Raw genomic sequence first — 24,993 nt, 5'->3', positions numbered from 1 at the left:
GGTGCTACCGGGACTGCCGGCGCCGCCGGCCCCACACCGCCAGCAGGATCCCTGCCAGGAGTGCCGCCACAGCGGCGCCGGACGCGGCAAGAAGGCCCGCGGCGCCGGTGTTGGCCAGGTCGGCCGGGACGGCGCCCGCATCGGCAGGTACGACGGCGGCACCGCCATCCACCGGCGGCTGCGGCGCCGCGGGGGCAGGCACAGGCGGCACGGGAGCCGGCTGCTCCGGGTCGGGACCACCGGGCGCCGGTGGCTGGGGTGCCGGTGGTTCGGGAGCCTCCCGCGCGAAGTCGAATTCTACGGCGCCGGACCTGCTGAAGCCGTTAACGGTTTCGGCGGTGAACCGCAGCGGTCCGGGACCATCGGGGGCGGTGAAGCTGAAGCTTCCGGCGGCGTCGAGGGGAACGTCCACCGGGTCCTTGCCCTGCACCGTGATCCTGACGCTGGAACCTGCGGCCACGGCGGAAGCCGGCGCAGCTGCAACGGTGCCGGTGAGGGTTTGGCCGGGCTCGTAGGTGGCACCGGGGGCCGGCGACGTGATGGCGGGCTTGTTGAGGAACAGTTCCAGCTGGTAGCCGGGCAGGACCGCCAGGCTTTCTGACAGGGTGGCACCCACGGCGAAGTTCACGGTTGCGGGCGGCGCATCGCCGGCGGCGTGCGTCCCTACGGCGTAGTTGCCGCTGACGTAGGGGCCGCCCGAGTCGCCGCCGCTGGACTGCACGCCGTAGGACAGGAAGCCGCGGAAGGCGCGGAGGTCCGTCTCATCGGCGGCGAAGTCCGGGCCGGGAACCACGAAGATGCCCACCGCGTCCACGGTGCCGCAGGACCAGGCGGAGGTCCGGCCGGACCGGCAGACGGGCATGCCCTGGACGGGGTCCGCGGTGCCAATGATTTTGACGTCCGGCCCGGGCTGCGAGGGGTCGCCCCAGGTGCTGGCCGCCGGTACGGGGTCGAGGTCGTCCCGAAGGTCCTTGATCACCGAGATGTCGGTGCCCACGTTGCCGGGGTTGTTGGGGTCGAGCGGGTCCTCGATGATGCGGGAGTTGCCGGGTCCACCGAACTGGCTGAAGCCGAAGCTGCCCAGCCGGCCGGCCGGCACGAACTGGAATTCCAGGGTGGCGGTGGTGGCCTGTCCGTCCGAGGCGCAGTGGCCGGCGGACAGGACGGCCGGCAGACCCGCCGGGTCGAAGGCGGAAAAGCCCGTGGAGCAGATCCAGCCGGTATCGGCGATGTATCCCACGCCGCCGGGGACGTCGGCTTCGGACGCGAGGGGCGCTGCGCCGTCGAGCTCCACGTTGGCGTAGCGTGCCACGAACTCAGCCGGCGACACCTTGCCGGGGCGGGCCGCCGTCGTGGTGTCCGCAGGGCTGCCGTCAACCGGTGCCTCCGGCCCGGGCCCGCTGGGCTGAACGGTAGTGGACTCCGGTGCGTTGACGGCGCCGGTGCGGATGATGAACTTCCCGTCAGCGGCCATGACCGCCTGCAGCCCGTGCGGTCCGACATCGCGGACGTAGGCCTGGAACAGCTGCTCGGTGCCGACGGCCAGCTGCGGCGCTGTTCCGGATTCCGGGGCAGCGTGCCCGGATTCGGGGACGGCCTGCGGCGCCTCCACAGCGATGTCCGGGATGCTGGAAGCCAGCGCGGCCACCCCGGCAAGGAGTTCGGCGCCCGAGCCGGTGACCACGATGTGCCCGCCGTCGAGCCGGATCCCTGTGTAGCCGGGGACATCCCGCAGCCGGGCGGCTGCCGCAGCCGCTGAGGCTCCGCGTTCGCCGGCGGCGGCGAATTGCTCCCGGGTGAGGCCGAGGTCCCTCAGCGCTGCGTCGGCGAGCCCGGCGTCGGACGGTCCCGATGTTGACTGGACCGGGGCTGACTGGACCGGGGCTGGCTGGGCGGGGGCTGATTGGATCGGGGCTGGTGCCGTGGAACTCCCGTCATCGGCCGTCGCGGGCGACGCGAGGGTTGCGGACAGCAGGATTCCTGTTGCCGCACCCAGCACCAGGTGCGCGCGGCGGGCTGCGGTCATCGGGCCGCGCCCGGGGCGCACAGGGAGAGGACGGCATCGAGCTCGGCAGGGCTGAGTCCGTTCTTGAGCAGGTAGGCCCGGGTGTCCAGGTTCCGCACGAATTCCACCACTGCTTTCCCGCGCTGCTCCAGCAGCGGCGCCAGTTCGTCGTCGTCGAGGTAGCGTTCCCGGTCATGCGGGGGTCCGTGGGTCCGGTAGCGTTCGTTGATGCCCCGGGCGGCCCGCCGGTAGCCCTCCGCGATCAGGTGGTCGGGATCGCCGGCGAGGTCCTGGACCATGGCGGCCACCAGGCCGCTCCTGTCCCGGCCGGCGGCGCAGTGCAGCACCACATTCCCCCGGTCGGCGGCGTCAGCGAAGGCGCGGAAGACGGCCACCAGCCTGTGCGGGAACAGCCGGGCGTTGTCCGGGTAGTAGGCGGGGTCGTTGAGGTAGGGGCCGGTGAGGGCGGCGAACTGCGCGTGGTGGGATTCCTCCGTGGGTGCCGATACCACCTCCATGCCGTGCAGGGCCGCTGCGGAGACCACGGGGTCGGTACCGCGGCGCCGCGCCTCCGCGGCGTTGCGCAGATCAACGACAGTGCGGATGCCGGCGTCGTAGGCCTGCCGCCAGCCCTCTTCGGTCAGCCATTCCCGCCGGCCCATCCGGTAGACGCCGCCGGCAACGTGCCAGGCATTCACCGCACCGTCCCAGTCCATGGCCCCGCCAGCATTCTCCATCCGCACAGCTAACCACACGCCCGGGAGCGGTGCATGTCACCAACAGGTACCGGCCAGGGAAAAGGCGGGTACGGGGCACCGGTGACCGTCCGGGCAGACCGGCGTACTGTTGCACCTGCCTGTCCTCGGGCCCCGGGCCACGTTCAAGGGAGAATTGCGATGGAAACAACAGCATTACGACGGCGGCACCCGGCATTCGCGGCCGGCCTCGCCGCACTGGCCGTGGCGCTGGGGTCCACGGCTGCGCCGGCAGCAGCCGCGCCGCCTGTACCGGATGTGGACCTGGTGGCGTTCGGCGACTCCTACACAGCCGGAATAGGCGCCGGCGCGTACACCACAGCAGCCCCCTGCCTGCAGACCAATGGCGGCTACGTCAGCCTGCTCCTGAAGCTGCCGGTGGTGGGCGGCAACAGTGCCAATGCAGCATGCGCCGGCGCGGTCCTCACTGACAGGCCGTCCGACGCCGTTCCCAGCGTGATGGAGCAGGTCGCGGCGGCGTCCGCCGCCGGGAAGCTCTCCGTCCGCACGGAGCTGGTGACCGTGACCGCCGGCCCCAATGACATCGACTTCACCACACCGTTGAAGATTTGCGCCACGATGCCGCTCGACGCCTGCGCGCAGGCAGTGCAACGGGTCAGGGACGCGTTGCCCGCTGTGCAGGCCAACCTGGTGGAAGCCTTGACCGCGGTCCGCAGGGCGGCGCCGCGCGCCACCATCGTGGTGTTCGGGTATCCGCTCCTTTTCGATCCCGACGGCTGGCCGACGTTGCTCACCCCGGAGGCACAGCGGCTGGTCAACGCAGGCACGCTGACCCTCAACGGAACGATCGAAAGGGCTGCGGTATCCCCGCGGGTCAAGGCCAAAGCTGTCTACGTCGACGTCACGCGGGCCTTCACAGGCCATGCCCTCAACTCCGCCGCACCCTGGATCAACTTCAACCCGGCGGACCCGTTTGCCCTGCAGAACTTCCACCCCAACGCGGCCGGCCATGAGGCTTACGCCGGCGCCCTTGAAGGAGCTGTGAACCTCGATTCCCTGGCCCGGCGCAACTGATCCGGGCGGAAAAGTTCCTACCCGCGGCGGTCCAGCCGGTACTCCAGCCCGGCCCGGACCATGGACCATTCGTGCTCCAGGATGGAGAACACGACGGTGTCCCGCAGGACGCCGTCGCGGGTCCGGGAGTGGTTGCGGAGCACGCCGTCCTGCTTGGCACCCAGCCGGGCAATCGCTTCGCGGGACTGGTGGTTGAGCCAGTGGGTGCGGAACTCCACGGCGGGGCAGCCGAGTGTTTCGAACGCGTGCCGCAGCAGCAGGAACTTCGAATCCGGGTTGGTGCCGCTGCCCTGTGCCGATGCCGCGTTCCAGGTGGAGCCGATCTCCACACGCGGCGTACCGGCGTCGATATTCATGTACGTGGTCATCCCGATGATCCGCCCGGGCCCGCCGGTGTCCCGGTCGATCAGCCGGGTGGTGAACGGCAGCATCGACCCGTCCTCCTGGAGCCGCAGGCGCCGCCGGATTTCATCCGCCATCTCCCCGGGAGACGGGACGGAGGTGTACCAGAGCTTCCACAGTTCACCGTCCTGCGCCGCCTCCACGAGCCCATCGTGGTGGTCGGGGTGCAGCGGTTCGAGGATTACGTGCCGGCCGGTGAGGGTAAGGGGTTCGAGGAAAGTCACGTCACCAGCCTAGGTCCACGCAGGCCGGCCGGTTACGCTGGGGACAGGCCCCGGCAGTGCGAGCAAGGGAGTTATCGTGTCAGGAACCAACCCGGACCCGGAAGACGACAAGATCACGGGCCTGGAACCCGGCGGCGGAGTCCCGCCGGGCGAAACGCCGCCCGGTGAAGGCTCGGTGGCGGGCACACAGGAGCCCCGGCAGCCAGGATCCGGAAGGGGCCAGCAGGTCTTCTGGATCGCGGCAATCGGCGCCGGCGTGCTGCTGTTCCTGCTCTACTTCATCGGCTACATCGTGGGGTTCTTCGACTAGTCCCGCCGGCGGACAGCGGCGGGCCGAAGCGCCCGGCCTAGCTCCAGTCGAAGAAGCCCTTGCCGGTCTTGCGGCCCAGTTCGCCGCGGGCCACCTTGTCCCGCAGGATCTGCGGAGGAGCAAACCGGTCACCCAGGGTGGACTGCAGGTACTCGGCGATGCCCAGCCGGACGTCCAGGCCCACGATGTCCGTGGTCCGCAGCGGCCCGGTGGGGTGCTTGTAGCCCAGGACCATGGCGTTGTCGATGTCCTCGGCTGACGCCACCCCTTCCTCGACCATCCGCATGGCCTCCAGGGCGATGGCCACGCCAAGCCGTGAGGATGCGAAGCCGGGAGCGTCATTGACGACGACGGCGGTCTTGCCCAGTGCCGCCACCCACTTTTTCGCCTCTTCGGCGAGTCCGGGCTTGGTCTGCTCGCCCAGCACCACTTCGATGAGGGTGGACGCCGGTACGGGGTTGAAGAAGTGCAAGCCGAGGAAATTGCCGGGCCGCTGGAGCTCCTTGGCCAGGCCGTTCACGGACAGCGACGAGGTGTTGGAGGCGAGGAAGGCATCCGCTTCCAGCCTTTCCTCGATGCCGCGCAGGGAAGCCACTTTCAGGTCCCAGTCCTCCGGCACGGCTTCGACCACCAGGCCGCGGTCCTTGAAGGCGTCATAGTCCACGCCCACGGTGAGCCGGGATGCCATTTCGTCCAGGTTGGCGTCGGTGGCGCCCCGCTCGATGCTTTTCGCGGCGGCGGACTCCACCCGTTCACGCGCTGCTTCGGCGGACTGTTCGTCGCGTTCCACCACCAGCACGTCGGCCCCCTTGATCAGGAAGGCGTGGGCGATGCCGGCGCCCATCCGTCCACCGCCCAGGACGCCAACGCGGGCAGGCAGGCCGGCAGGAAGTTCGGAGTTGCTCATGGTGTTCTACTTTCCGTCAGCGGTGTCGGAGGAGGAGGCCTTGCGTTCCGCGTTGCGGTCCAGGAACGCCTGCATCCGGTCGAATTTGGCCTGGGACTCGAAGAGGATGCCCTGGGCCAGCTGGTCGATCAGCGGGTGTGCTTCGGCAGGGGCGTGGAACACCGATTTGGTGATCCGGACCGCCAACGGGTCCTGCCGGGCGATCCGGTCGGCGAGGCTGTGGGCGGCGCCCAGGAGGTCGCCGGCCGCGTGGATCCCGGTAATGAGGTTGACGGCGAGGGCTTCCTCGGCGTTCAGGATCTTCCCGGCCAGGAGGATCTGCTTGGCCACGGGCTCTCCCACCAGTTCCTTCAGCCGCCAGCTGGCACCGGCGGCGGCCAGGATGCCCAGGCCGGTCTCCGGGTTCCCGATCTTGACGTCGGGCGTCCCGATCCGGAAGTCGGCGGCGTAGGCCAGTTCGGCGCCCCCGCCCAGGCAGTAGCCGTCGACGGCCGCGATGACGGGCAGCGGCAGTTTGGCGATCCGGGCGAACACCGTGGAGTTGATGCCCTGCAGGGCATCGTCCCGGCGCCGCTCCCTCAGCTGTCCGATGTCGGCACCGGAGGCAAAGACGCCGTCCACGCCGGCGATGATGAGGATCCTGGGGTTCTGTTCCAGGGCAGCGCACACAATGTGCAGCTCGTCCACCATCTGCTGGTCGATGGCGTTGCGCACCTCGGGCCGGTTCAGCAGCACCACTACACGGTCGCCCTGCTCCTCCACGCTGAGCGCGGCGAACTTCTCTGCTGCCAGGTCCACGGGGGCCGCCATCAGATTTTCTCCAGCAGCATGGCCGTCCCCTGGCCAACCCCGACGCACATGGTGGCCAGGCCTACCTTGGCGTCTTCGCGCTCCATCCGGCCCAGGAGCGTGATGGCAATCCTGGAGCCGCTGGAACCCAGCGGATGCCCCAAAGCGATGGCGCCGCCGTCGTTGTTCACTATGTCCGGGTCGAGTCCGAGGCGCCGGACGCAGGCCAGCGACTGGGTGGCAAACGCTTCATTGAGTTCGACGGCGGAGAGGTCGCCAACGCTCAGGCCGGTCCTTTTCAGGATCTTCTGGGTGGCCGGGACAGGGCCGATGCCCATGATCTCCGGCTCGCATCCTGCCGATGCGCCGTCGAGGATCCGTGCCCGCGGGGTCAGTCCGAGCCGCTCGATGGCGGCCTCGGAAGCAACGATGATGGCGGAGGCGCCGTCGTTCAGCGAGGAGGAGTTCCCGGCGGTGACCACCTGCCCGCCGTGCGCCACGGGCCGCAGTCCGGCGAGCACCTCGGCGGTGGTGCCGGCGCGGGGACCCTCATCGGTGTCCACGACTGTTTCCGCTTTGCGGGTCTTGACGGTGACGGGGACGATCTCGTCCTTGAACCGTCCCGCTTCGATGGCGGCGAGCGCGCGTTCGTGCGAGCGGACCGCGAAGGCGTCGGCATCCTCGCGGGTGATGCCGTCCACCCTGGCCACTTCCTCGGCGGTCTCGGGCATCGAGTAGGTCATCTTCCCGTCCCGTGACAGGCCGCCGTGCTGGAAGTGCGGGTTGGTGAACCGCCAGCCGATGGAGGTGTCGAAGATCTGGCCCGGCTTGGCGAACGCGGCGGCCGGCTTTTCCTGGACCCAGGGTGCCCGGCTCATCGATTCGACGCCGCCGGCGATCACGATGTCAGCGGCGCCGGCCTTGATCATGTGGCTGGCCTGGATGATGGCGCTGAGGCCGGAGGCGCACAGCCTGTTGACGGTGATGCCGGGGATATGCAGGGGCAGGCCGGCCAGCAGGGTGGCCATCCTGGCCACGTTGCGGTTCTCCTCGCCGGCACCGTTGGCGTTGCCCAGAATGACCTCATCGATGCTGTCCGGGTCAAGGCCAGCCCGCTGTACGGCTTCCCGGACCACCAGGGCAGCCAGGTCGTCGGGGCGGACCGGGGAGAGTGCCCCACCGTACCTGCCCACCGGAGTCCGGACACCACCAACCAGGAAAGCCTGCGGTCCTGCGGTTGCAGCCATGGAAACACCCTTCACGCGATTAACAGCATTGTCATCGGCGGCCGGCAGGGCGGACCCCGCCACTTACCGACCGTTCGTTCTGTAAATAGTACACGGCGGTACCGCAGCGCGCAGCCCCGGATCAGAGGACGGTGACTCCCAGCTGGGCTGCAAGCAGCGGCGCCAGCAGGCCGAGCTGGTAGTCATCAATGACCAGGCCTGCGATGTTGCCCAGGCCGCTGATGCCGCGGAAGTCTGCCCCGCGGAGGTCGAAGTCCTTGAGTCGGGCACCCGTCACGTCCAGCGTTCCGATGGTGCAGCCCCTCAGCGACACCCGGGTGGCGGTGGCCGAGCCGAGGTCCAGTTCGTTGATGATGCAGTCCGTGATGAGCACGTCCGTCAGCTTGGCGCCCCGCAGGTTGAGGAAGTCCAGCTTGCCGCCCTCAATGCGGACTGACTGCCATCCGCTGTCGTGTAGTTCAGCCGAGCCCAGCCGCGGATTCCGCAGCTCCACATCGCGCCAGGTGCTGCGGGCAGCCCGGAACACCGGCGAATACAGTTCGCTGAGCACGGAATCACGGAACCCCGCCCCGCGAAGTTGGGTCTCATGGAAGGAGACCCCCAGGAATTCGCATTCGGAAAAGTCGGCGCCGGAGAGTTCCAGCCCGTCGGCGTCCACGCGCCGGTACCGGCCGCCGTCGTGACGGGCGGCGCGGCGGAAATCCATGGCGCGGTCCTCCAGTTCCGCGGGCCGTACCGGCGAAAGCCGCGGCGGGGTGGCGGCCGGCTTGCCCCGGCGGCTTCCGGACCCGGTCACCGGAGGGACTCCGCTTTTGCCGCGATCTCCGCCAGGTCCCGGGCGAGGGCCTTCCGGCTGGCGGCCATGCCCACGCGGCCCAGGAGGGCGGCCATCAGGCGGCCGGCAGCCGTAGGGCTGGACATCCGGGCACCGAAAGTCAGCGTCAGGTCCGTCCCGCCATCGCGCGGAACCAGGCTGAACCGCGTACTGTAATCCGCGCCGCCCTGGTTTGCCCTGACCACGGTGGACCGTGGCGGTTCTGCCTGGTCCACCCACATCTCCACGGTCTCGGACCTGCCAAACATCTTCCGGGTTTCCCGCCAGCGCGTCCCTGCGCCATACGGGCCGTCGGTGAGGAGTTGGACGGATTCCACGCCGGACAGCGTTGCCGGAGCACCTTCGATGTCCGTGATCACGGACCACACTGTCTGCGGAGATGCCTGGATGTGCTGGGTGAGGCTAAGGCTTTGGTCCATACGGTCGAGCCTATCGCCGCGCGCCGACAGCGGCGGCGGGAACCGGCCCGCGACTTGAATTAGTAAGCATACTTCGTGTTACGGTGGGAGGGCATTGATGGGCGGAAACGAAAGGAGCCTCACCATGGGCCTCGGAGACAAGATCAGCAACGCAGCCGAAGACTTGGGCGGCAAGGCCAAGGAAGCGGCGGGCAACGCTACCAACAATGACCGCCTGAAGGCAGAAGGCCAGACCGACCAGGTCAAGGCCGACGCGAAGAAGGTGGGCGAAAACATCAAGGACGACTTCAAGCGCGATTAGTCCTTGCTGTTGCGGCCGCAGCGAACGGCGGTTGCACCATGGCGGCGGATCCACCGGATCCGCCGCCATTTCGCTGTCCCCTCACCATCGATTGCTCCCCACCGGCCCCCTAGCCTCGCAAGCTCGGCCAGGGAACCCTGCCGGCGTGGGCCCATTTGTCGTTTTGAGGGCCTAAACCGACAAATAGTCAGCAATGGATGGGGTCACCAGCCGCTTCGGGTGGGTGTGTGCCCCTGCCGCGAACCCTCCGGCATGGTCATTTCCGCCCGCAGGCCCAGGAGCCGGACGGGACGTCCCGGCTCAATCCTGGCCCGAAGGTCAAGCGCACTGGACAGCACTTCCCCGGGATCGGCAGTCTGCGGAATCTTCCGCGCGAAGGTCTTGGTGGTGAACGGGGCGTAGCGGACCTTCAGGGTCAGCCCCACCACCGGACGGTCCTCGGCCGCCACATCCTCCATCACCGCCGCCGCCAGTTCGCGGACGGCCGCGTCCACCTGCTCCGGTTCGGTGAGGTCGCGCTGGAACGTGGTTTCCCGGCTGTGGCCCCGCGCCACCCACGGGGTGTCATCCACCTCCCGGGCGCCGTCGCCCCGGCCCAGCTGCGCATACCAGGGACCCATCTTCGGCCCGAATTCGGGGATCAGTCCGGCCGGGTCCGCCGCCGCCAGCTCGGCCACAGTGCCAATGCCAAGCGTCGCCAGGCGGCGTGACACCTTGGTCCCGACGCCCCACAGCTCAATGGTGGGCCGGCTTCCCATGACGTCGAGCCAGTTGTCCCGGGTGAGCCGGAAGACGCCGGCCGGCTTGCCGAACGTCGTGGCCACCTTGGCCCGGACCAGGGTGTCGCCGATGCCCACGCTGCACCACAGCCGGGTGGCCTCGAGCACCGCGTGCTGCAGTTGCCGGGCATAGGCCTCCGGGTCCGGTGTTTCCACGCCGACGAACGCCTCGTCCCAGCCCAGCACCTGGACGGTGGCGCCAGGTCGCGAGCGCAGCACCTCCATCACCTCGCCCGAGGCCTGCAGGTACGCATCATGGTCCACTGGCAGGATCACGGCGTCGGGGACTTTCCGCGCGGCGATCCGCAGGGGCATGCCGGACCCTACGCCGTAGGCCCTGGCCTCGTAGGAAGCGGTGGACACTACGGCCCGTTCGGTGGGATCACCGCGGCCGCCCACAATAACGGGCCTGCCGGCCAGCTCAGGCCTGCGGAGGACTTCCACGGCAGCGATGAACTGGTCCAGATCCACATGCAGCACCCACGGTTCGCCCACAGGCCCAGTCTGCACCGGCCCGGCGCCGGGCGGCTACCCTTGGGCCATGACGTACGTTGACCTCAGCGCCGGAAGTGCCGCAGCGGGCGGTTCGCACTCATTGGGCGGCTACCTGGCTGTGCCCCAGGGCCAGGGCCCGTTTCCGGGCGTCGTGATGATCCACGAAGCGTTCGGCCTGGACGACCAGACGCGCCGGCAGGCGGACCGGCTCGCCCGGGCGGGGTACCTGTCCCTGGCGCTGGACCTGTTCAGCGACGGCGGCCCCCGCCGCTGCCTGGTGGGAACCATGCGTGCCATGGCCGCGCGCACGGGCAAGCCCTTCGTCGACATCGCCACGGCACGGACCTGGCTCGAGCAGTCGGAACTGTGCACGGGGAAGACAGGGGTGATCGGCTTCTGCATGGGCGGCGGCTTCGCCCTGCTGGTGGCCCGGGACGGCTTCGATGCCGCCTCGGTCAACTACGGCCGCCTGCCGGGCAAGCACCAGGAGGACCTGGTGGACGCCCTGCGCGGCTCCTGCCCGCTGGTGGGCAACTACGGCGGGGCAGACAGGTCCCTGAAGGGGGCGGTTGCACGGCTGGACTCGGCCCTGGACCAGCTGGGCATCGAGCACAGCGTGAAGGAATTCCCGGGGGCGGGCCATTCCTTCCTCAATGACGAAATGCCCGGCCCGGCGCTCCTGCGGCCGTTGATGCGCGTCATGGGCGTCGGCCCGGACCCGGCGTCGGCACCCGAAGCCTGGCGGCGGATCGAGGACTACTTCGGCCGGCACCTGAAGGACTGACTGCCCGGAACCGCTGTTAAACACGCGACGGCGGGATGCCCGCGCAAGGGGCGTCCCGCCGTCGACCGTTGGTCCGGTCAGCTCGCCGGGGTCAGCTGTACAGCTCGCTCTTGGGCGCGTTGTTCTTGACCTTCTGCCAGCCCAGCCACAGGACCACGGCGAAGAACGGGATGGTGCCCAGGGTCCACAGGCCAAGGTAGAACACCTCGCCGTCCTTGCTGGTCATGGTGTCGAAGCCGATGAGCACCGTGATGGCGAGCAGGGCCACCAGGCCTGCCCAGCTGGTCCACGGCGAGCCGGGCATGGGCAGGGTGGAGACATTGCCCTTCTTCTTCCGCAGCGCGATCTGGCTGGCGAAAATGGATCCCCAGGTGAAGATCACGCCGATGGAGGCAGTGTTCAGCGCGAGGTCGAAAGCGTGCGATCCGCCCAGCCAGATGTTGAGCAGGATGCCCACTAGGTAGACGGCACCGATGGCGAGGATGGCGGCGTACGGGACCCGGCGGGTGGACATGCGGGTCAGCCACTGCGGGGCGTGCCCATTGTTGGCCATGGTGCGGAAAATGCGGCCGATCGAGTACAGCCCCGAATTGCAGGAGGACAGGGCGGCGGTGATGACGATCATGTTCATGACGTCTCCCATCCAGCCAAGGCCCATCTGGCCGAAGACGGTGACGAACGGCGAGGTCCCGGCCTTGTACTGGTCCGAGGGCAGCAGCATGGCCAGCAGGGACACGGAGCCGACGTAGAACACCACGATGCGGACCACGACGGCGCGGATCGCCTTGGGCACTTCGCGTTCCGGGTTCTGCATCTCGCCGGCCGTAATGCCCACCAGCTCGATGGCGTTGTAGGCGAAGATGACGGCGTTCAACACTAGGATCATGACCAGGGCGCCCTTGGGGAACATGCCGCCCTCGTCATGGAAGAGGTTGGCCACGGACGCGTGCCCGTCGCCAACCTTGGCGTTGGTGACCACCATGAAGGTGCCCACGGCGAGGAAGATGACGATAGCGGCGACCTTGAGGCAGGAGGCCCAGAATTCGAACTCACCGAACGCTTTGACGCTGAACAGGTTCACGGCCACCAGCAGCACCAGTGCGGCGATGGCTGAGAGTTCCACGGGGACGTTCGGGAAGAAGAACTGGAAGTACAGGCCGATGGCGATGAGTTCGGCGATGCCGGTCATGGCCCAGTTGATGAAGTACATCCAGCCGGACAGGTAGGCGCCCTTGCGGCCGAACATTTCACCGGCGTAGCTGACGAACGAGCCGGAGGTCTGGCGGTACATGATGAGTTCGCCCAGGGCCCGCATGAGCAGGTAGGCGATGACGCCGGCGATGGCGTAGGAGAAGATGAGGGCCGGGCCGGTGGAAGCAAGGCGTCCGCCGGCTCCCATGAACAGGCCCACGCCGATGGCGCCGCCCATCGCGATCATGGTGACGTGGCGCCTGCCCAGCGTTTTGCTGTAGCCCTCGGCGCTGAGGGACGTGTCGACGGCGCTGGATGGTGCCGTGCTGTTCTTGATTTCGGGCGGGGTACTTTGAGGCACAACGGTTCCTTGTGGGTTGGGGGTTGGCCGCATCCGGGGGACGCATGATCCAGCTCACATATTCGGCCTTTTGGGGTTCGGGCGGCCGTTTGTGAGCGCAATTCCTGCTCCTGCCGAAGCTTCGCGCGGCCTATCCATCGTACAAGACACAGCCGGGTGCTACGTGACGCGCACTACACCCGCATATTGCGGGGACCCACAAACATACTTTTCGGTGTGCCTAAATTTGCGGTATTCTCAGACTGTTACCGCAACGGCGAGGAGATGACCATGGCTGCACCCACCCTGGAAGGACGCCCTGCCGCAGGCCGGCTGTGGTCGCGCCTGCTGCTGCTGGGCCCGGCGTTCGTGGCCGCCATCGCCTACGTGGACCCGGGGAACGTCGCAGCCAACCTGACCGCCGGCGCCAGCTACGGCTACCTGCTGGTCTGGGTCCTGGTGATGGCCAACGCCATGGCAGTGCTGGTCCAGTACCAGTCCGCCAAGCTGGGGCTTGCCACCGGGCTGAGCCTCCCCGAGATCCTGGGTAAACGGCTGGGCAACCGCTCCCGGCGCCTGTACTGGGTCCAGGCCGAAGTCGTTGCCGGCGCCACGGACATGGCCGAGGTCATTGGCGGCGCCGTGGCCCTGAACCTGCTGTTCGGACTTCCACTGCTCCTGGGCGGGGTCATCATCGGCGTGGCGTCCATGCTGCTGCTGGCGCTCCAGTCTGCGCGGGGGCAGAAATCCTTCGAATACGCCGTCCTGGTCCTGCTGGGCGTCATCGCCGTGGGCTTCATGTCCGGCCTGTTCGTTAACCCGCCCGACGCCGGCAGCGCCCTGGGCGGCCTGGTTCCCCGTTTCGAGGGCACGGACACCGTCCTGCTCGCCGCCAGCATGCTCGGTGCCACCGTGATGCCGCACGCCATCTACCTGCACTCCGCCCTGGCCCGGGACCGGCACGGATTCTCCCCCGACCCGGCCGTGCGGACCCGCCTGATCCGAGCCACCAAGTTCGACGTGCTGGGCGCCCTGCTGCTGGCCGGAGTGGTGAACATTTCGATGCTGCTGCTGGCAGCTTCCAGCCTGCGCGGCATCGAAGGTACGGACACCATCGACGGCGCCCATGCCGCAGTCACCGCAGCGTTGGGTCCGGCCGTGGGCGTGGTGTTCGCCATCGGCCTGCTGGCCTCCGGGCTGGCCTCCACCTCGGTGGGCTGCTACGCCGGGGCCACCATCATGGGCGGACTGCTGAAGGTCCGGATCCCGCTGCTGCTCCGGCGGGTCATCACCCTGGTCCCCGCCCTGGCCATCCTCGGCGCGGGAATCGAACCCACCCTCGCCCTGGTGCTGAGCCAGGTGCTGCTCAGCTTCGGCATCCCCTTCGCGCTGATCCCGCTGATCCGGCTGACCGGCAAGCGCGAGGTCATGGGCATCCATGTGGACTCCAACGCCGTGAAAGTCGCCGGCTGGACCAGCGCCACCCTGATCGTGGGCCTCAACTGTGTCCTGATCGCCCTGACCGTCACCGGCCAGTCCTGACCGGCCCGTTCCCGACCGGCACCGGTCCTGGCGCAGGCCGGCCCACACGCCGCCCCCGGAAGCTAGGCTGAAGCCATGGCCACCTTGCACCGCCGACCTCCCGCCCCCCAGCCGCACCTGTACCGGTTCACGCCGCTGGACTTCGCAGCACTGGCCACCTACGTGGTCATCGCCGGCGCGTTCACCCTGGCCGGTGAACTGCTGGCGCCGCTGATCCAGCAGTTCTCGCCCTCCCCCGCGGCGGCGTCCTACGTGGTCAACCTGTTCTTCTATGCTTCCGTGGGCATACTCGCGTTCCTGGCCGCCCGGCAGGTGGTGGTCCGGGACCTGCGGGTGCTCGCCACGCGCCCGTGGTTCACCGTGCTGATGGTCCCCGCGGCCGTGATCGTGATGATGATCCTCACGGCGCTGGTGGTGGCCGCGGGAGGGGAGGCTCAGACGTCTGCGAACCAGGCCGGCCTGCAGGCACTGATGCAGCAGGTCCCCGCCTGGCTGATCGTCCCGGTCCTGGTTATCCTGGGCCCGTTCGTGGAGGAATACATCTTCCGGCACCTGCTGATCGGCAAGCTCAGCCGGCGGCTGAACATCTGGCTGTGCTGCGCCCTGTCCGTCGTCGTCTTCGCCGGCATCCACATCGCCGGCCAGCAGGCCATCACGTTGACCGCCCTGCTCCCCTACCTGGCCATGGGCGCAACCCTGGTGTTCGTGTACGTGTGGACGGGCAGGAACGTGATGTTCTCCTACTTTGTCCACGCCGCCAAGAACCTGCTGGCGGTTATCTTCATCTACGCCATCCCGCCGGAACTGTTCGAACAGCTGCAGCAGGTCCAGGCCTGAGCCCTACCGCCGCGGCACCCCGTCCCCGTACCGTGGTGGGATGGGACTGAATATCCAGATTGTCATCGACAGCCGGCAGCCGCACCAGCTCGCCGACTGGTGGGCCGAAACCCTGCAATGGGAAGTGGAGCCGCAGGACGCCGGGTTCATCCGGTCCATGATCGATCAGGGCTTCGCCACCGAGGACCAGACCATGCTGCACCGCGGCAACCTGGTGTGGAAGGACGGCGCCGCCATCCGCCCGCCGGAGGAGATCGACGCCAAGGCCCCCAGCCGGCGCCTCCTGTTCCAGTCCGGGGAAGAGGAGAAGGTGGTCAAGAACCGGGTGCACTGGGACGTGAACCTGGCCGGCCGGGACAAGGACCAGGTCCGCGCCGAGCTTGAGGCCCGGGGTGCCACTTTCCTCTGGACCGCGCGGCAGGGACCCCATTCCTGGCACACCATGGCGGACCCCGAAGGGAACGAGTTCTGCATCAGCTGAGGCCGATTACTAGACTTGGACGGTGAGCAACCAAATTCCCGCCCCGGTGTCCGACGTCTTCGATCCCACCCGCTGGCGGGTGGTCTCAGGCTTCGAGGACTTCCAGGACATGACGTACCACCGGCAGGTGGAGCGGGACGCCGGCGGCTCGTGGGTCCGTGACCTGCCCACCGTACGGATCGCGTTCAACCGCCCCGAGGTCCGCAACGCGTTCCGCCCCGGCACCGTGGACGAGCTCTACCGCGCCATGGACCACGCCCGCATGACCCCCGACGTGGCCACCGTGCTGCTCACCGGCAACGGACCGTCACCCAAGGACGGCGGCCACTCTTTCTGTTCCGGCGGGGACCAGCGCATCCGTGGCCGGGACGGGTACAAGTACGCCGACGGCGAGACCCAGGAAACCATCAATCCCGCCCGTGCCGGCCGCCTGCACATCCTGGAGGTCCAGAGGCTGATGCGCACCATGCCCAAGGTGGTCATCGCCGTCGTCAACGGCTGGGCCGCAGGCGGCGGGCATTCGCTGCACGTGGTGGCGGACCTCACCATCGCTTCCCGCCAGCACGGCAAGTTCAAGCAGACCGACGCCACCGTGGGTAGCTTCGACGCCGGTTACGGGTCCGCCCTGCTGGCCCGGCAGATCGGCCAGAAGGCCGCCCGGGAAATCTTCTTCCTGGCCCGTGAATATTCCGCCGAGGACATGGTCCGGATGGGCGCCGTGAACGAGGCCGTGGACCATGAACGGCTGGAGGAGGTGGCCCTGGAGTACGCCGCGGACATTGCCCGCCAGTCCCCGCAGGCCATCCGGATGCTGAAGTTCGCGTTCAACCTGGCCGACGACGGCCTGGCCGGCCAGCAGGTCTTCGCCGGCGAAGCGACCCGGCTGGCGTACATGACGGACGAGGCGGTGGAGGGCAAGGAGGCCTTCCTGCAAAAACGGGACCCCGACTGGTCCTCGTTCCCGTACTACTTCTAAGGCAGGAGCGGCAGATGAACAGCACCTCCCCCAATACCGGCCACCTCAACATCGAGCCCGTCCTGAAGGCCCTGGCCGCCGCCCTCCACGGCGAGGGACCCGCCGTCGAGCTTTCCGTGGGACCCGACGGCGCCCTGGTGGTGGGACACACCGAAACCCCGGGCTGCGACGACGCCGTGGCAGTGGTCCGCACCTCCGGCTCCACCGGAGTGCCCAAGGCCACGGTCCTGACCGTGGAGTCCCTCGCGGCGTCCTCGATGGCCACCGCGCTTGCGCTCAAGGGCGAGGGGCAGTGGCTGCTCGCCCTGCCGGTCCAGTACGTCGCCGGCATCCAGGTGCTGGTGCGGTCACTGTTCGCCGGGACCCGGCCCTGGGTCATGGACATGTCCGGCGGCTTCACGCCGGAGGCCTTCACGGCTGCCGCGCTGGAGCTCACGGACAGGATCCGGTACACCTCGCTGGTTCCCACCCAGCTCCAGCGGCTGCTGGACGACCCGTCCCCGGAGACCCTTGCCGTGCTGCGGCGCTTCAACGCCATCCTGCTGGGCGGCGCCCCCACCCCGCCGGCCCTTCTGGAGGCCGCGCGTGACGCCGGCGTCCGGGTGGTTACCACGTACGGGTCCGCCGAAACATCCGGGGGCTGCGTCTACGACGGATATCCGCTGGAAGGAGTCTCCGTCCGCGTGGCCGGGGACGGCCGGATCCACCTGGGCGGCGACACCATCGCCGCCGGCTACCTCGACGCCCCGGACGAGGAGAACGGCACCTTCTTCGAAGAGGACGGCGTGCGCTGGTACCGCACCAGCGACCTTGGCAGCATCGACGACGACGGCCGGCTCACCGTCCTGGGCCGGGCGGACGACGTGATCATCACCGGCGGCATGAAGGTTTCCGCCGCAGAGGTCCAGGAAACGCTGGAAAAGCACGACGCCGTCGCCGCGGCCTTCGTGGCGGGCGTCCCGTCCGCGGAGTGGGGCCAGGCCGTGGCCGCCTACGTGGCACTCGCACCGGACGCCGACGCGGCGGACGGTTCCACTGTCGCCGCGCTCCGCGGCGACTGGCACCGGGACCTGGGCTTCGCCGCCCCCAAGACGGTCCTCACCGCCGCCGCCCTGAAAATGCTGCCGAACGGCAAACCCGACCGGATGGCCATGACCGCCGAACTCAGCGCCCTGCACCAGGGAAAGTAGAGTGGACCTGCACCACCGTGGCGCCTGCCTGAAGGGCATCCTGCCGCCCAAACGAAACAACATGAGGTACTGAACGTGGCAACAGCCGCCCAATGGATCCAAGGCGCCCGACTGAGGACGCTGCCCGCCGCGATTGCGCCGGTGCTCATCGGCTCCGCCGCCGCCTACGAGATGGATTCATTCCTTCTGCCCAACGCCATCCTGGCAGCGCTGGTGGCCCTCCTCCTGCAGGTGGGCGTGAATTTCGCCAACGACTACTCGGACGGGATCCGCGGGACCGACGATGACCGCGTCGGCCCGCTGCGGCTGGTGGGTTCCGGAGCCGCGAAGCCCGAGCACGTCAAACGGGCGGCGTTCGGAACGTTCGCCGCGGCCATGGTGTTCGGGCTGGCGCTGGTCATCATTACCCAAAGCTGGTGGCTGATCCTGGTGGGCCTGGGCTGCGTCATGGCGGCGTGGGGCTACACCGGGGGCAAGAACCCCTACGGCTACATGGGCCTGGGCGATGTGTTCGTGTTTGTCTTCTTCGGGCTGGTGGCAACCTTGGGAACCACCTACACCCAGGCCGGGCAGGTCAACCTGCCGGCCGTCATCGGCGCCATCGGCACCGGCCTGATCGCCACCGCGCTGCTGATGGCCAACAATGTGCGTGACATCCCTACGGATACGCAGGCTGGCAAGAAGACCCTGGCTGTGCGGCTGGGTGACAAGCACGCCCGGGAAAGCTACGTGCTGATGCTCGCGGTGGCCATCCTGCTGGTGGTGATCCTGGCCCCGGGCCGGCCGTGGATGCTCATTGTGCTGCTGCTGATCCCCGCCTGCCTCATGCCGGCGTGGCTGATGATCAACGGCCGCAAGCGCAAGAGCCTCATCCCCGTGCTCAAGCAGACCGGCCTGATCAACCTCGGCTACAGCCTGCTGTTCTCACTGGGCCTGGTGCTCAGCCACGGTTTCTGAGCCGCTGCTGGACTAGCCGCGCGGCTTCGGGTTCCGGTCGTTGTTGATGGTGACGTCCGGGTTGGCGTCCAGGAGGGCGTCCTCGGCGTTGGCGTCCTGCACTTCGCCGGCGGACCGGATCGGCTTGGCCTTGCCGGAGAAACGGTGGTGCAGGGCCGCTGTAGCCTCATCCCGCTGCTTCTGGAAAAAGAGGTAGCTCACGGCGAACGCGATCACGGCCGCGCAGACCACGGACAGCAGCGCACCCAGCTGCAGCAGCAGGAAAACCACAAACAGGGGAACGAAAAGAGCCAGGCGGATCAGGGAGTATTTCAAAAAGGCCACATTCAAGTTTAGCCGCCTCCTGCCCACGGCCCCCTGCGCCCGCGGACGATAGACTTGATGCCATGCTCCTCCGTGTGGCTTTGGCCGTGGCAGTCCTCGTCATCTTCGTGTATGGCCTCGTGGACGTGATCCGTACCGATGGCCGCCTGACGCGGGGAATTTCGAAACCCGCCTGGATCGTGGTCATGATCATCCTGCCGGTGCTGGGAGCCATCCTGTGGCTGCTGATCGGCCGCCCGCGTCCTGCCGCGCCACAGCAGGCCTACCGCCACCCCACCGCCCCGGATGACGACCCGGAGTTCCTCCGCAACCTCGAAGTCCGCCGCCGGAACGAGGCCGAGGCCGCGCGCCTGAAGAAGCTCAAGGACGAGCTCGATGCCAAGGCGAAGGACGTTGACGGCGGCAAGGGCAAGCACGAAAACGACCACGACACCGACGGACTGAAGTAGGGCCCATGGCGTACGAACCTGACGGGGAAGACCGGCTGCACACCGCGGCGTCCGGAGAAACTCCGTCAGGGCCGCCGCGGCCGCACCCTTCGGCTCCCCAGGCTTCGCCGCCGCCCCGCCCCGGGCTGTCCTACGCACCAGCGGCACCCATCGCCGTCGTGCCTCCCGCCCCCGGTAGCGCGCGACTCGCCCGGACACTGTGGGTGCTGGGATTCGTGGCCGGCCTGGCGGTCCTCGTGGGGACCTTCCTCTCCCGTGACGGGCACCTGGAAAGGCTGCGCGGGGTGGTGGACCGGATGTCGCCCGGAGGGGACGCCGAGGCCATCGGCACGGCAGCGGGCATCGTCTTCTGGGGCAGTCTGGCGGCGCTGCTGCTGGTCATCGGCGTCGAAGCCGTCCTGCTGGGCGCGGTTATGGGCCGGCGCGGCTGGGCCCGCTGGGTCCTGGTTCCGCTGCTGGCAGCCCACGCACTGGTAACGCTGCTGGCGGCAGCATTCCTGATCCCGGAGGGAGACAGCGCCAACTACGTCCTGTTGCTGTGGGGCGCCCAGCTGCTGCTGTCCCTGGCAGGACTCATCCTGTTGTTCCTGCCGGCCTCGAACGCCTGGCTGAAGAGCCGCCGGGCCAGGTAAGGTCAGGCGGACCGCTGCCGCTGCAGCGCCGACGCCTCCGCCAGCACCCCCTCGCAGCTGCGGATCACCACGCGGCAGGCCTCCAGGGCCCCGCGTTCGGTGAGCGGGTTCTCCGCCACGGCCCGCCACCGCACCAGGCAGCGGCGGGCGGCGTCGGCGACGTCGTCCGCCGGGGCATCGGCCTTCAGTCCCAGCCTGACATGCGCTGCCGGACCCCACCCGCCGATGAGGCGCTCAGCGTCCGCGGCCAGTTCCGGGTTCAACGGCAGGCCGCTGGTACGCAGCGTGGCCAGGAGCCGCAGTTCACGGAACTCGTGCGCGTTGGCCTGCAGCCGCTCCAGCGCCGCGGCCAGGTGCGCGGTCCCCTCCCTGGGATGAGCCTGCAGGACCGCTCCGACGCCCACCAGCGCGGTGCGGGCCTTGAGCGCCTCAGCCCTTGCCTGGAACTGCCGGCCCAGCAGTTCCAGCAGCGGGTCCAGGCCGCTGCGGCGGGCCAGTTCATGGGCCAGCGGGGTGGGCTCCGTGAAACCGTTGCGGATGAGCACCACGGCGAGGCGGATTCCAAACAGCCCAAACCTGGCCAGCAGGGACTCCCTGGCCCCGGGCGTCAGTTCCGGCGGTTCGGTGCCGCGGAGGAACCGGTCGGCGGACAGCATCATCTTTTCCCGGGCGGCCCGGTCCAGGCCCGCCAGCAACTGGAGTGCCGCGAAGTCCTGCTGCCGGAGGCTACGGGCCGTCTGTGCCAGGAGCCCGGCCACCGGCACCACCCCCAGCGCCAGCTTCCGGAGGTTGTGGTCACGCCGGTACCGTTCGGCGATGTCTCCGGCCGAGAGCAGGGAATCGATCCGCCCGGCCCCCACTTCGTCGGCGCGGGACAGGACGGCAAGGGCATTCACGGTCCCCGACCTGCCGGCCCCGGTGTCCCGGAACGACTCGAGGAACCGCAGGTCCGAGGCATGCATGTGCCGCATCAGGTAGACGATGGCGTCCGCTTCCGACGGCGTGTCACCGGGGGTGAGGAAGTCCGTGGAGCGGGCCGAAACATCACCGGAGAGGGAGGCGATGCCGGGGGTATCGATCAGTGTCATGGTGCGCAGCGTCGGTGACGGCCATTCAACGTCCAGGCGTTCGGCGTCCTCGGCGTGGACATCGCCCAGGACGAACACCAGGCGCCCTTCCACGCGTTTGAGCGGCAGGATCCGGGGTTCCCCGTCCTTCGGGTGCAGGGTGATGCGCGGCGTCCGGCCATACCGGTACCAGGTGACGATGCGGGTGCACTCCCCCGTGTCCGTTGGAGCTATTTCCTCTCCGATGATGGCGTTCAGGAGGGTCGATTTCCCTGCCTTGACCATCCCCGCGATGGCGATCCGCAGCGGTTCCTCGAGCCTGCGCGCGTACCCCCGCAGCAGCGCGGAAACTGCCGGGTCGCCGTCGTAGGCCTCCAGGGCACCGCGCACCAGCTCCCCGGCGCCGGCAAGGGTGGCCGCGGTCATCCGGCGGCCGCCATGGCCGGGGTTCCCGGTGTCCTGCCGCCCGCCGCGCCGGCGGCCACCGCAGCGGCGGCGGCGTGCAGGGCGTCCACCCGCTTGAGCTCGGCCCGGATGTCCTTGATCCGCACATCCTTTTGCAGCGTGTACGTGGTGGCCGCCTTTTGGGCCACGGCCACGGAATCGGCCAGCGACCGGTGGTGCTCCTCCGCGATGCCGGTGAAGTGGTCGCGGATGGACCGCTGCACCAGCCGCAGCCGGTCCTTGAGCTGCTTGCCCACCTGGAACGTGACGTCGTCCACCTGGCGGCGGACCAGGGCCTTGGCTTCTCCCTGCCGCCGCTTGAGCCGGGCCTCCTTGTCCTCGCGGTACGCCTTGCGGCCCAGCAGCAGGCCGGCGCCCACCGACAGGGGGTTGATCAGGGCCATCCCGAAGATCCCCGTAATTAGGCCGAACATCAGCACGCCGCCGTAGGAGCCGCGCATGCCGATCAGGACCTTCTGGACCGCGTTCACGCGGCCGGGGTCCAGGGCCGGCATCTCGTCCACGGGGTCCAGCACGTCGCCGGTGTCCGAGACGCGCAGGGCCGGGAGCCTGACCTCATCCTCGGCGAAATGTTCCGCCACCTGCGTGGCCAGCCATTGCGCACGTTCGCTGGTCCACACGAAAGTATCGGAGATGGCGGCGGCCGAGCATTCCTCGAGCCACGTGGAGAACTCGTTCCAGGTGGGCCCGGGGTCGCCCTGGTCGATGGCTGCCTCGGCCTCGCGCTGGATGCGGCGGAGCCGGTCCCGCAGGTCGTATTCCATGTCCGCAATCAGGTCGCTGATGCCGTCGTTGAGGGTGATCTGCCAGCGGGCCGAGCGTTTCCGGAGATCGTCCGCCTCGGCTTTCGCCAGTTCCAGGCCGGCGATCATCCGGGGGGTGCCCTCGGGGTTTTCCAGGGCATCAAGTTCGGACTGCAGGGAGAGCCGGAGGTTTTCGGTGACGGAGAGCAGGTCCTGGCTGACCGACCGGCGCTGCAGGCGCTCCGAATTCCCCACTACCTCGGTGCGCAGGTGCCGGACCAGGGCAGGGAAGCCCGATTCTGCGTTCAGTTCCGCGTCCTGGAGCCGGCCGGCCTCGATCCGGAGGTCCGAGGAAACCGGGAAAAGCGGGATGCCCGGTGCGACGTTGTCCAGGTGCCCGCGGTCGATGTCCGCCACCCGCCGCCACTCAGGGTAGAGGTCCGTTTTGGACAGCACCCCGGCAACGCTGGGCGTGATCCGCATGGCTTGCCGGAGGAACCGAAGTTCGGGCTCGGTGTACTCCTGGGATGCGTCGGACACCAGGAGCATCGCATCGGCTGTCGGCAGCGCCGTCAACGTGGTGAGGGTGTGCGAGGACCCCATGCCGCCCACGCCGGGCGAGTCGATGACGGTCAGCCCGCCTGTCAGGATCTTCCTGGGCAGGTACACCTCGGCGGCCACCAGCTTCTTGCTGTTGCCCGGGTTCCCCTGTTCGGAGACGTAGGCTGCGAGGTCTTCGATGGGGATCGGCTGGCGTTCGACTTTCGCGTCGTCGCCGCCGTCGGACTCGGCCGTGGGCACGAGGATGGCGGCCGAGGCAGGTTCACCGTGGCGGACCACGGTGGGCACGGAGGTGGCAACGTCGTCGTCCACCGGGCAGACCGGGGCGTTCACCAGGGCGTTGATGAGTTTGCTCTTGCCCTGCTTGAACTCCCCCACCACGATGACGCGCACGCTCGGGTCCCGGAGCCGGCCGAGTGCATGGTTCAACCGCTGTCGGAGGTCCGCGCGGTCGCCGTCGCCGACGAGCTGGAGGCCGCTTTCCACGAGCTTGATCAGTTGCTCCGGGGTGGCCGGTGCTGCCTTGGCCGGTCCTGCTTCTGCCACAGTCTGTCCTTCGGGTCGGGCTCCGGAGCGTGGCGCTGCGGAGTGGAACGCGGGATAAGCCGGAGAGCCCGGCAGGAGGGACGGACCCTCCTGCCGGGCCTGGTGCCCGGTCAGGTGCTACAGGACCAGGGTGTTGTCCTCCACCTCGATTTCGGTGTTGGTCTCGGTTTCGGAGTTGTTCTGGAACGAATCCTCAACCTGGAGCGAGTTGTCCTGGAAGGAGTCCTCGACCTCGACCGAGTTGTCCTGGAAGGAATCCTCGATCTCGACGTCGGTGTTGATGGAGTTGTCCGAGTTGTCGGTGGTGCTGCTCGAGTTGTCGGAGTTGTCCGTGGTGTTGGCGACGTTGTCCAGGGCGACGTCGATATCCGTGTTGGTGGAGTTGTCCGAGTTGTCCTGGAAGGAGTCCTCGATGTCCACGTCCGTGTTGATGGAGTTGTCCGAGTTGTCGGTGGTGTTGCCCACGTTGTCGAGGTCGACGTCGATGTCCGTGGAGTTGTCCGAATTGTCCGAGTTGTCGTTGTAGGACCCGTTGGTCGAGTTGTCCGAGTTGTCGGAATTGTCCGAGTTGTCGTTGAACGAGTCGTCGACGTCCAGGTCCACATCGGTGTTGAAGGAGTCGTCGATGTCCGTTTCCTCGTTGCCGATGTTGACGTCGCCGCCGGCGCGGATGGAGTTGTCGGTGGAATTGTCCGTCGAGTGGTCCGAGTTGTCGTTGTAGGAGTCCTCGATGTTGTTGGAGTCGTCCACATCCGCGTCGTCGCCGGCGGCGATGGAACGGTCTCCGGAGGCGATGACGGAGTCGTTGTCGAACCACTGCTTGACGTCACCGTCAGCCCAGATGTTCTGGTTGACGGACTGGTCCACGATGTTGTCGCGGTCATCGACCGTGGAGGTGTAGGAGTAGTTGTTCACCACGTGGTGGAGCTGCTGGACGGCGTGGGCGTGGTCATCGTGATCGTGGTGGTCGTGATCGTGGTGCCCGCCGTTTCCGCCGCCGCCCGGAGGCGGGGTCACAGCGCCTCCGCCGCCGCCGTTGTGCCCGGTGTCTGCGCTGTTGCCGCCAGTGGTGTACTCGCGGTCAAAGCGGTAGGCGTTGACGGTGATGGGTGCGTAGTCCAGGACAACCGGCATGGCTGCGTCCACATCGGCCGAGCACACGCCGCCCAGGCCGTGCTCCTCCAGGACGCGCTCCGGGTCGTCCAGGAAGTCCTGCGCCGCCTGGCGGTCACCGAAGAGGCTCATCAGGAACTGGACGAGGTCGTTTGCGAGTGTCATTTTCGTGGTCCTCAATCTTCTCGGTATTGCGGATCACCGGGCATCGTTGCCGGGTTGAAACCAACGTACGGGCCCCCTCCCGGACCGGGCATCGGGCCGGTTCCCCCTGCCGGCAGGCGCCCCGCCG

The 24,993-nt window shown here is 68.4% G+C and carries 26 protein-coding genes; 12 read left to right on the top strand and 14 right to left on the bottom strand.

Features of this window, described 5'->3' with window-relative positions; all coding sequences use genetic code 11:
- Positions 1–4: 4 nt before the first annotated feature.
- Together AS031_RS00705 and AS031_RS00700 are read right to left on the bottom strand one after the other, a co-directional pair.
- The gene (locus AS031_RS00705; RefSeq protein WP_058266926.1) at positions 5–2,026 is read right to left on the bottom strand and encodes a S1 family peptidase; all 2,022 of its coding nucleotides are present in this window, start codon (positions 2,024–2,026) and stop codon (positions 5–7) included.
- Positions 2,023–2,742, bottom strand: coding sequence for a tyrosine-protein phosphatase (locus AS031_RS00700; protein WP_058266237.1), 720 nt, complete (start codon positions 2,740–2,742; stop codon positions 2,023–2,025). Before AS031_RS00700 ends, AS031_RS00705 begins: the two co-directional genes overlap by 4 nt.
- 159 nt (positions 2,743–2,901) lie before the next feature.
- Here AS031_RS00700 and AS031_RS00695 point away from each other — a divergent pair, with 159 nt between their 5' ends.
- Entirely contained in the window at positions 2,902–3,795 is an 894-nt protein-coding gene (locus tag AS031_RS00695; protein ID WP_058266236.1) for an SGNH/GDSL hydrolase family protein, read from the top strand.
- A 17-nt stretch (positions 3,796–3,812) separates the two neighbouring features.
- On the opposite strand, the gene AS031_RS00690 is transcribed toward AS031_RS00695, so the two are convergent.
- Positions 3,813–4,421 carry a GNAT family N-acetyltransferase gene (locus AS031_RS00690; protein ID WP_058266235.1) on the bottom strand — a complete coding sequence of 203 codons (609 nt, stop codon included), beginning with the start codon at positions 4,419–4,421 and terminating at the stop codon, positions 3,813–3,815.
- A 76-nt stretch (positions 4,422–4,497) separates the two neighbouring features.
- Here AS031_RS00690 and AS031_RS00685 point away from each other — a divergent pair, with 76 nt between their 5' ends.
- Positions 4,498–4,731, top strand: coding sequence for a DUF6480 family protein (locus tag AS031_RS00685; protein ID WP_058266234.1), 234 nt, complete (start codon positions 4,498–4,500; stop codon positions 4,729–4,731).
- A 37-nt stretch (positions 4,732–4,768) separates the two neighbouring features.
- Here AS031_RS00685 and AS031_RS00680 read toward each other — a convergent pair whose 3' ends face one another.
- From AS031_RS00680 to AS031_RS00660, 5 genes are all read right to left on the bottom strand, one after another.
- On the bottom strand, positions 4,769–5,638 hold the full coding sequence (locus AS031_RS00680) for a 3-hydroxyacyl-CoA dehydrogenase family protein (RefSeq protein WP_058266233.1): 870 nt from the start codon (positions 5,636–5,638) through the stop codon (positions 4,769–4,771).
- A gap of 6 nt (positions 5,639–5,644) precedes the next feature.
- The gene (locus AS031_RS00675) at positions 5,645–6,448 is read right to left on the bottom strand and encodes an enoyl-CoA hydratase/isomerase family protein (RefSeq protein ID WP_141688719.1); all 804 of its coding nucleotides are present in this window, start codon (positions 6,446–6,448) and stop codon (positions 5,645–5,647) included.
- Positions 6,448–7,674 (bottom strand): thiolase family protein, encoded by a 1,227-nt coding sequence (locus AS031_RS00670; RefSeq protein WP_058266232.1) that lies wholly within the window; start codon positions 7,672–7,674, stop codon positions 6,448–6,450. Before AS031_RS00670 ends, AS031_RS00675 begins: the two co-directional genes overlap by 1 nt.
- Positions 7,675–7,795: 121 nt before the next feature.
- The gene (locus AS031_RS00665) at positions 7,796–8,470 is read right to left on the bottom strand and encodes a pentapeptide repeat-containing protein (protein ID WP_058266231.1); all 675 of its coding nucleotides are present in this window, start codon (positions 8,468–8,470) and stop codon (positions 7,796–7,798) included.
- Positions 8,467–8,928, bottom strand: a complete 462-nt coding sequence (locus AS031_RS00660) for an SRPBCC family protein (RefSeq protein WP_058266230.1) — start codon at positions 8,926–8,928, stop codon at positions 8,467–8,469. Before AS031_RS00660 ends, AS031_RS00665 begins: the two co-directional genes overlap by 4 nt.
- A gap of 124 nt (positions 8,929–9,052) precedes the next feature.
- Here AS031_RS00660 and AS031_RS00655 point away from each other — a divergent pair, with 124 nt between their 5' ends.
- Positions 9,053–9,229, top strand: coding sequence for a CsbD family protein (locus AS031_RS00655; protein ID WP_058266229.1), 177 nt, complete (start codon positions 9,053–9,055; stop codon positions 9,227–9,229).
- 203 nt (positions 9,230–9,432) lie between these two features.
- On the opposite strand, the gene AS031_RS00650 is transcribed toward AS031_RS00655, so the two are convergent.
- Positions 9,433–10,503: a DNA polymerase IV gene (locus AS031_RS00650; RefSeq protein WP_442757215.1), complete on the bottom strand. Its 1,071-nt coding sequence runs from the start codon at positions 10,501–10,503 to the stop codon at positions 9,433–9,435.
- A 46-nt stretch (positions 10,504–10,549) separates the two neighbouring features.
- Between AS031_RS00650 and AS031_RS00645 the strand changes: the two genes are divergently transcribed.
- A complete protein-coding gene (locus AS031_RS00645) occupies positions 10,550–11,287 on the top strand; it encodes a dienelactone hydrolase family protein (protein ID WP_058266228.1) in 738 nt (245 codons plus the stop codon).
- 91 nt (positions 11,288–11,378) lie between these two features.
- Here AS031_RS00645 and AS031_RS00640 read toward each other — a convergent pair whose 3' ends face one another.
- Complete coding sequence (locus AS031_RS00640; RefSeq protein WP_058266227.1) at positions 11,379–12,839, bottom strand: amino acid permease; 1,461 nt, start codon at positions 12,837–12,839, stop codon at positions 11,379–11,381.
- Between the two features lie 270 nt (positions 12,840–13,109).
- Here AS031_RS00640 and AS031_RS00635 point away from each other — a divergent pair, with 270 nt between their 5' ends.
- From AS031_RS00635 to AS031_RS00610, 6 genes are all read left to right on the top strand, one after another.
- Positions 13,110–14,360 carry an Nramp family divalent metal transporter gene (locus AS031_RS00635; protein WP_058266226.1) on the top strand — a complete coding sequence of 417 codons (1,251 nt, stop codon included), beginning with the start codon at positions 13,110–13,112 and terminating at the stop codon, positions 14,358–14,360.
- A 75-nt stretch (positions 14,361–14,435) separates the two neighbouring features.
- A complete protein-coding gene (locus AS031_RS00630; protein ID WP_058266225.1) occupies positions 14,436–15,197 on the top strand; it encodes a CPBP family intramembrane glutamic endopeptidase in 762 nt (253 codons plus the stop codon).
- Positions 15,198–15,237: 40 nt separating this feature from the next.
- On the top strand, positions 15,238–15,678 hold the full coding sequence (locus AS031_RS00625) for a VOC family protein (RefSeq protein WP_058266224.1): 441 nt from the start codon (positions 15,238–15,240) through the stop codon (positions 15,676–15,678).
- Positions 15,679–15,700: 22 nt separating this feature from the next.
- On the top strand, positions 15,701–16,654 hold the full coding sequence (locus AS031_RS00620; protein ID WP_058266223.1) for a 1,4-dihydroxy-2-naphthoyl-CoA synthase: 954 nt from the start codon (positions 15,701–15,703) through the stop codon (positions 16,652–16,654).
- Positions 16,655–16,668: 14 nt separating this feature from the next.
- The gene (locus tag AS031_RS00615) at positions 16,669–17,844 is read left to right on the top strand and encodes an AMP-binding protein (RefSeq protein WP_058266222.1); all 1,176 of its coding nucleotides are present in this window, start codon (positions 16,669–16,671) and stop codon (positions 17,842–17,844) included.
- A gap of 75 nt (positions 17,845–17,919) precedes the next feature.
- Positions 17,920–18,801: a 1,4-dihydroxy-2-naphthoate polyprenyltransferase gene (locus AS031_RS00610; RefSeq protein ID WP_058266221.1), complete on the top strand. Its 882-nt coding sequence runs from the start codon at positions 17,920–17,922 to the stop codon at positions 18,799–18,801.
- Positions 18,802–18,813: 12 nt separating this feature from the next.
- On the opposite strand, the gene AS031_RS00605 is transcribed toward AS031_RS00610, so the two are convergent.
- Entirely contained in the window at positions 18,814–19,125 is a 312-nt protein-coding gene (locus tag AS031_RS00605) for a DUF4229 domain-containing protein (protein ID WP_058266923.1), read from the bottom strand.
- A gap of 62 nt (positions 19,126–19,187) precedes the next feature.
- Here AS031_RS00605 and AS031_RS00600 point away from each other — a divergent pair, with 62 nt between their 5' ends.
- Both AS031_RS00600 and AS031_RS00595 read left to right on the top strand, forming a co-directional pair.
- The gene (locus tag AS031_RS00600) at positions 19,188–19,574 is read left to right on the top strand and encodes a PLD nuclease N-terminal domain-containing protein (RefSeq protein ID WP_058266220.1); all 387 of its coding nucleotides are present in this window, start codon (positions 19,188–19,190) and stop codon (positions 19,572–19,574) included.
- 5 nt (positions 19,575–19,579) lie between these two features.
- Complete coding sequence (locus AS031_RS00595; RefSeq protein WP_074446892.1) at positions 19,580–20,206, top strand: hypothetical protein; 627 nt, start codon at positions 19,580–19,582, stop codon at positions 20,204–20,206.
- Between the two features lie 2 nt (positions 20,207–20,208).
- On the opposite strand, the gene AS031_RS00590 is transcribed toward AS031_RS00595, so the two are convergent.
- The 3 genes from AS031_RS00590 to AS031_RS00580 all read right to left on the bottom strand — a co-directional run bounded on the left by AS031_RS00590 (position 20,209) and on the right by AS031_RS00580 (position 24,866).
- A complete protein-coding gene (locus tag AS031_RS00590; RefSeq protein WP_058266219.1) occupies positions 20,209–21,699 on the bottom strand; it encodes a dynamin family protein in 1,491 nt (496 codons plus the stop codon).
- Positions 21,696–23,588 (bottom strand): dynamin family protein, encoded by a 1,893-nt coding sequence (locus AS031_RS00585; RefSeq protein WP_058266218.1) that lies wholly within the window; start codon positions 23,586–23,588, stop codon positions 21,696–21,698. The genes AS031_RS00590 and AS031_RS00585 overlap by 4 nt, the downstream gene beginning before the upstream one ends.
- Positions 23,589–23,705: 117 nt before the next feature.
- The gene (locus AS031_RS00580; RefSeq protein ID WP_058266217.1) at positions 23,706–24,866 is read right to left on the bottom strand and encodes an IniB N-terminal domain-containing protein; all 1,161 of its coding nucleotides are present in this window, start codon (positions 24,864–24,866) and stop codon (positions 23,706–23,708) included.
- Between the last annotated feature and the right edge of the window lie 127 nt (positions 24,867–24,993).

This window comes from Pseudarthrobacter enclensis (assembly GCF_001457025.1).
In the GTDB taxonomy this organism is placed as follows: Bacteria; Actinomycetota; Actinomycetes; order Actinomycetales; family Micrococcaceae; genus Arthrobacter; species Arthrobacter enclensis.
Note: the sequence above shows the minus strand (reverse complement) of the source record. Positions and strands in the feature narration are given on the sequence as shown.

Bases quoted from the DNA above. Each gene is read 5' to 3' on its own strand.
- AS031_RS00615 (WP_058266222.1), top strand. From the start codon at position 16,669: ATGAACAGCACCTCCCCCAATACCGGCCACCTCAACATCGAGCCCGTC.
- AS031_RS00600 (WP_058266220.1), top strand. From the start codon at position 19,188: ATGCTCCTCCGTGTGGCTTTGGCCGTGGCAGTCCTCGTCATCTTCGTG.
- AS031_RS00580 (WP_058266217.1), bottom strand. From the start codon at position 24,866: ATGACACTCGCAAACGACCTCGTCCAGTTCCTGATGAGCCTCTTCGGT.
- AS031_RS00675 (WP_141688719.1), bottom strand. From the start codon at position 6,448: ATGGCGGCCCCCGTGGACCTGGCAGCAGAGAAGTTCGCCGCGCTCAGC.
- AS031_RS00680 (WP_058266233.1), bottom strand. From the start codon at position 5,638: ATGAGCAACTCCGAACTTCCTGCCGGCCTGCCTGCCCGCGTTGGCGTC.
- AS031_RS00655 (WP_058266229.1), top strand. From the start codon at position 9,053: ATGGGCCTCGGAGACAAGATCAGCAACGCAGCCGAAGACTTGGGCGGC.
- AS031_RS00705 (WP_058266926.1), bottom strand. From the start codon at position 2,026: ATGACCGCAGCCCGCCGCGCGCACCTGGTGCTGGGTGCGGCAACAGGA.
- AS031_RS00670 (WP_058266232.1), bottom strand. From the start codon at position 7,674: ATGGCTGCAACCGCAGGACCGCAGGCTTTCCTGGTTGGTGGTGTCCGG.
- AS031_RS00625 (WP_058266224.1), top strand. From the start codon at position 15,238: ATGGGACTGAATATCCAGATTGTCATCGACAGCCGGCAGCCGCACCAG.
- AS031_RS00595 (WP_074446892.1), top strand. From the start codon at position 19,580: ATGGCGTACGAACCTGACGGGGAAGACCGGCTGCACACCGCGGCGTCC.
- AS031_RS00700 (WP_058266237.1), bottom strand. From the start codon at position 2,742: ATGGAGAATGCTGGCGGGGCCATGGACTGGGACGGTGCGGTGAATGCC.
- AS031_RS00645 (WP_058266228.1), top strand. From the start codon at position 10,550: ATGACGTACGTTGACCTCAGCGCCGGAAGTGCCGCAGCGGGCGGTTCG.
- AS031_RS00635 (WP_058266226.1), top strand. From the start codon at position 13,110: ATGGCTGCACCCACCCTGGAAGGACGCCCTGCCGCAGGCCGGCTGTGG.
- AS031_RS00660 (WP_058266230.1), bottom strand. From the start codon at position 8,928: ATGGACCAAAGCCTTAGCCTCACCCAGCACATCCAGGCATCTCCGCAG.
- AS031_RS00695 (WP_058266236.1), top strand. From the start codon at position 2,902: ATGGAAACAACAGCATTACGACGGCGGCACCCGGCATTCGCGGCCGGC.
- AS031_RS00630 (WP_058266225.1), top strand. From the start codon at position 14,436: ATGGCCACCTTGCACCGCCGACCTCCCGCCCCCCAGCCGCACCTGTAC.
- AS031_RS00590 (WP_058266219.1), bottom strand. From the start codon at position 21,699: ATGACCGCGGCCACCCTTGCCGGCGCCGGGGAGCTGGTGCGCGGTGCC.